This is a genomic window from Nakamurella sp. (assembly GCF_048594475.1).
Lineage (GTDB): Bacteria > Actinomycetota > Actinomycetes > Mycobacteriales > Nakamurellaceae > Nakamurella.
Window position 1 is genome coordinate 1 of sequence record NZ_JBMDXT010000590.1, and the last position, 4,045, is coordinate 4,045.

Annotated in this window: 4 protein-coding genes; all 4 read left to right on the forward strand. The window is 72.2% G+C overall.

What is annotated here, in order from left to right; genetic code table 11:
• On the forward strand, positions 1 to 816 hold an 816-nt coding region (locus tag ACOJUF_RS26180; RefSeq protein WP_420124734.1), incomplete at its 5' end, for an amidohydrolase.
• An 86-nt stretch (positions 817 to 902) separates the two neighbouring features.
• Complete coding sequence (locus ACOJUF_RS26185; RefSeq protein WP_420124737.1) at positions 903 to 1,466, forward strand: cysteine dioxygenase; 564 nt, start codon at positions 903 to 905, stop codon at positions 1,464 to 1,466.
• Positions 1,467 to 1,547: 81 nt separating this feature from the next.
• The gene (gene trpS / locus ACOJUF_RS26190; RefSeq protein WP_420124735.1) at positions 1,548 to 2,555 is read left to right on the forward strand and encodes a tryptophan--tRNA ligase; all 1,008 of its coding nucleotides are present in this window, start codon (positions 1,548 to 1,550) and stop codon (positions 2,553 to 2,555) included.
• 76 nt (positions 2,556 to 2,631) lie between these two features.
• On the forward strand, positions 2,632 to 3,714 hold the full coding sequence (yhjD, locus tag ACOJUF_RS26195; protein WP_420124736.1) for an inner membrane protein YhjD: 1,083 nt from the start codon (positions 2,632 to 2,634) through the stop codon (positions 3,712 to 3,714).
• The last annotated feature ends 331 nt before the right edge of the window (positions 3,715 to 4,045 follow it).

Here is a 4,045-nt window from a genome sequence, read left to right on the forward strand (position 1 = left end):
CCGTTCCTGGACGGCTGGACGCTGCACCTGGCCGGTGAGCCGCCGTTCGCGGTGCCCCCGGACGACCACGACCCGGATCGGCGCCGGGCGACCGAACCCGGCCGGGCGGTCCTCGGGCTGTCCAGCCCGCTGGGCATCGAGGACCTGCCCCCGGAGCAGGCGCGGCCGCTGCTGGACGCCTGGCACGACGGCGCCGCCGGGCTGCGTCCCGACTTCGACGCCTGGGCCGCGGTCGGTCGGCACGAGCCCGACCCGGCCACGCTCAAGGACCTCCTGCACGCCGGCTTCGTCGGCCTGCAGATCCCGGCCACGTGGTGGGCGTCGCCGGCCGACGTGGACCGGCTGGGGGAGATCCTCGAGGTCGTCCAGGACGCCGGCCGGCCCGTGTTCGTCCACCCCGGCCCGGTTCCGGCGCGGACGGCGTCACCGCCGCGGCCCGCCTGGTGGGCCGCCGTGGTGGACTACCCGGCCCAGCTGCAGGCCGCCTGGTGGTCGTGGCTGATCGCCGGCCGCGCCGGATTCCCCCGTCTGCGAGTCTGTTTCGCGGCCGGCGCCGGGCTGGCTCCCGCCCAGCACGAACGCTTCCGGGCCCGCGCCGGCCGCCCCGTGACCGTGGATCGGATGACCTTCGTCGAGACCTCGTCCTACCAGCGGCAGGGCGTCGACGCCCTCACCCGCGCGCGGGGCGTCGACCCGATCGTCGTCGGCAGCGACCGCCCGTACGGCGTGCCGTACGCGACCGACCTGGGTGACGCCGCCCGGATCGCCTTCACCGTGACCAATCCGCACCGACTCCTGACCGGAGAACCCTCGTGACCAGCACCGAGATCCGCCCGCAGACCGACCCGGCCACCGGGACCCGCCCGCTTGCCACCACCGACGACGCCGAGCTCGCCACCAGCATCGCCGGGCGGGTCGAGGGCCCCACGGTCGCCGCCCGGCATGCGCGCCGGCTCGCCGACGAGGCCGGCGACCTGACCCTGGACACCCTGCCCGGACGCGATCTGGACCCGGACGAGCTGATCGCCCTGGCCAGCGCGATCGCGGCCGACCCGGCCCCGCTGGAGCCGCACATCGCGTTCAGCGACGACAAGCGGCACTACGTCAGCCTGCATCGGGACAGCCACGTGGACGTCTGGCTGCTGTGCTGGACGCCGGAGAACGACACCGGGTGGCACGACCACGACATCTCCTCGGGCGCCGTCGCCGTGCTGCGCGGGGCACTGACCGAGCACAACCTGTCGGTCGGTGACGGCGGCATCCGCACGGACGTCACCGCCGGTCAGGTGTTCGGGTTCGGGCCGGACCACATCCACCGGCTCACCGGTCGCGATCCCGGCAGTGTCTCGGTGCACGCGTACTCGCCGCCGCTGTGGCGGATGGGCCAGTACACGCTCGGCCCGGGCGGTGTGCTTCGGCGGCGGACCGTCTCCTACGCCGACGAACTGCGGCCGACCGACGAGTAGGCCCCACCCACAGGTGGACCCGGCCGCTGGGGTGGTGCGGGGTGGCGCGGGGCTCGGCCGGCGGATGGAAGGATCGGCGCCATGAGCACGCCTGATCGCCGGCCCCGGGTGCTGTCCGGCATCCAGCCAACGGCCGACTCCTTCCACATCGGCAACTACCTGGGCGCGCTGCGCCAATGGGTTCGGATGCAGGACACGCACGAGTGCTTCTACTGCGTGGTCGACCTGCACGCGATCACCGTCGAGCAGGATCCGGCGGTGCTGCGGCAGCGGACCCGGGTCGCCGCCGCGCAGCTGCTGGCGCTGGGCATCGACCCGGACCGGTCGACCCTGTTCGTCCAGTCGCAGGTGCCGGCGCACACCCAGCTGTCCTGGGTGATGGAGTGCCTGACCGGCTTCGGCGAGGCCAGCCGGATGACGCAGTTCAAGGACAAGTCGCAGCGCGGCGGGGCCGACCGCTCCAGCGTCGGGCTGTTCACCTACCCGATCCTGCAGGCCGCCGACATCCTGGCCTACCAGGCCGACGCCGTGCCGGTCGGGGAGGACCAGCGCCAGCACCTGGAACTGACCCGCAACCTGGCGCAGCGCTTCAACGCGCGGTTCGGCCGGACCTTCGTGGTACCCGATCCCTACATCCTCAAGACCACGGCCAAGATCTACGACCTGACCGAGCCGCGGGCCAAGATGAGCAAGTCGTTGCCGAACGGCACCCTTGACCTGCTGGCCCCGGTCCGGACGAGCGTCAAGCGGATCAAGTCGGCGGTCACCGACACCGAGCGCGAGATCCGCTACGACGAGGAGAACAAGGCGGGCGTGTCGAACCTGCTCGGCCTGCTGTCCGAACTGCGCGAGGTGCCCATCGCGCAGCTGGAGCAGGAGTACGCCGGGCGGGGCTACGGCGACCTCAAGGGCGGCCTGGCCGAGGCGTTCGCCGCCTTCGTCGAGCCGGTGCAGGCCCGGGTCCAGGAGTTCCTCGCCGATCCGGCCCAGCTGGACAAGATCCTGGCGGCCGGGGCCGAGCAGGCGCGCGCGGTCGCGAGCGTCACCGCGGCCACGGTCTACGAGAAGATCGGCCTGTTCGCCCCCTGATCTGGTGTGCGCGGCGCATCGCGGGGTACAGACCTGGCGAGTGGCATCCGTTCGACACCCCCCACCCGGAGGTTTCATGGTCACCACGCCGGAGCGCACGACCGCGAAGGCGCCGGTCCCGGTCGATCCACCGGCCATGGGCCGGCTCGTCCTGCTGGGCAAGCGCATTTCCTCCCGCCGCGGCGTCAAGCACCTGATCGCCGCGATCACCCGCTACGGCGATCGGCTGGGGAGCCAGTTCGCCGGGGCGATGACGTACTTCTCGTTCCTGTCCCTGGTGCCGATCCTGATGGTCGGCTTCTCCGTCGCCGGCATCATCCTGCGCAACAACCAGGAGCTGCTGGACACCCTGGAGAACGAGGTGGCCAAGCTCCTGCCGGGCGGGATCGCCGACCAGGTCGTGGCCCTCATCGACAGCGTCGTGGCCAACCCGCTGGGCATCGGCATCATCGGTCTGCTGATCGCGCTGTATTCCGGGATCGGTTGGATGGGCAACCTGCGCCGCGCGATCCGGGCGCTGTGGGGCCGCAAGTTCGAGTCGGCCAATCCCAATGGCGACAGCCTGGTGATGGGCACCATCAAGGACCTCGGTGCGCTGGCCGGGCTGGCCGTGGCGGTCACCGTATCGGTGGGCCTGTCGGCGATCGGCGCCCAGTTCGCCGGCACCATCCTGGGCTGGCTCGGGCTGTCCGACGTCAGCTGGCTGCTGCCGGTGGTCACGGTGGTGCCGATCCTGATCGCGATGGCGGCCGACGTCCTGATCTTTATGTGGGTCTACACGATCCTGCCGCCGAAGGCCCAGCGGTCGCCGTTCAAGGCCCGGCTGCGCGGGTCGATCGTCGCGGCCATCGGCTTCGAGATCCTGAAGTTCGCCCTGACCACGATCCTGCCGGCCTTCACCGGCAGCTCCAAGACTGCGGCGATCTTCGGGCCGGTCATCGGTCTGCTGTTCTTCTTCAACCTGGTCGCCCAGCTGGTGCTGTTCGTCGCGGCCTGGGTCGCCACGGCCAACGAGTCCGACGAGGACGACGACGAGCCGCTGCCCGAGGTGCCCGAGGCCACGTTCATCGTCCGCAAGGAGTCCTCCCGGATGACGTCGGCGGCGGCGCTCGGGGTCGGGGCCGTCATCGGCTGGGGGGCGCGCCGGCGCCGCGACTGACGTCCGCGCCCCGGCCAGCTCGTCGGTGGGGCCATCGGCCCTGGTGGGCCTGCCGGGGACGGCCGGCTTCGCGGACGAAATCCGCGTCGGATCGGGCGTTTCGGGCGCGGGGTCGCGGCTTTGATCAGCGAAGCGCGGCGGGCCCGTCGGGGTCGGCCGGCTTCGCGGACGAAATCCGCGTCGGATCGGGCGTTTCGGGCGCGAGGTCGCGGCTTTGATCAGCGAAGCGCGGTGGGACCGTCGGGGTCGGCCGGCCGGGGATCCGCCGGATCCGCCGAATCGGCCGCGCCGTCCGGCTTGGCTGCTGCTGCCGGGTCGGCGGTCTCGGTGG

Coding starts and splice junctions, on each gene's coding strand:
- trpS (WP_420124735.1), top strand. CDS start 1,548: ATGAGCACGCCTGATCGCCGGCCCCGGGTGCTGTCCGGCATCCAGCCA.
- yhjD (WP_420124736.1), top strand. CDS start 2,632: ATGGTCACCACGCCGGAGCGCACGACCGCGAAGGCGCCGGTCCCGGTC.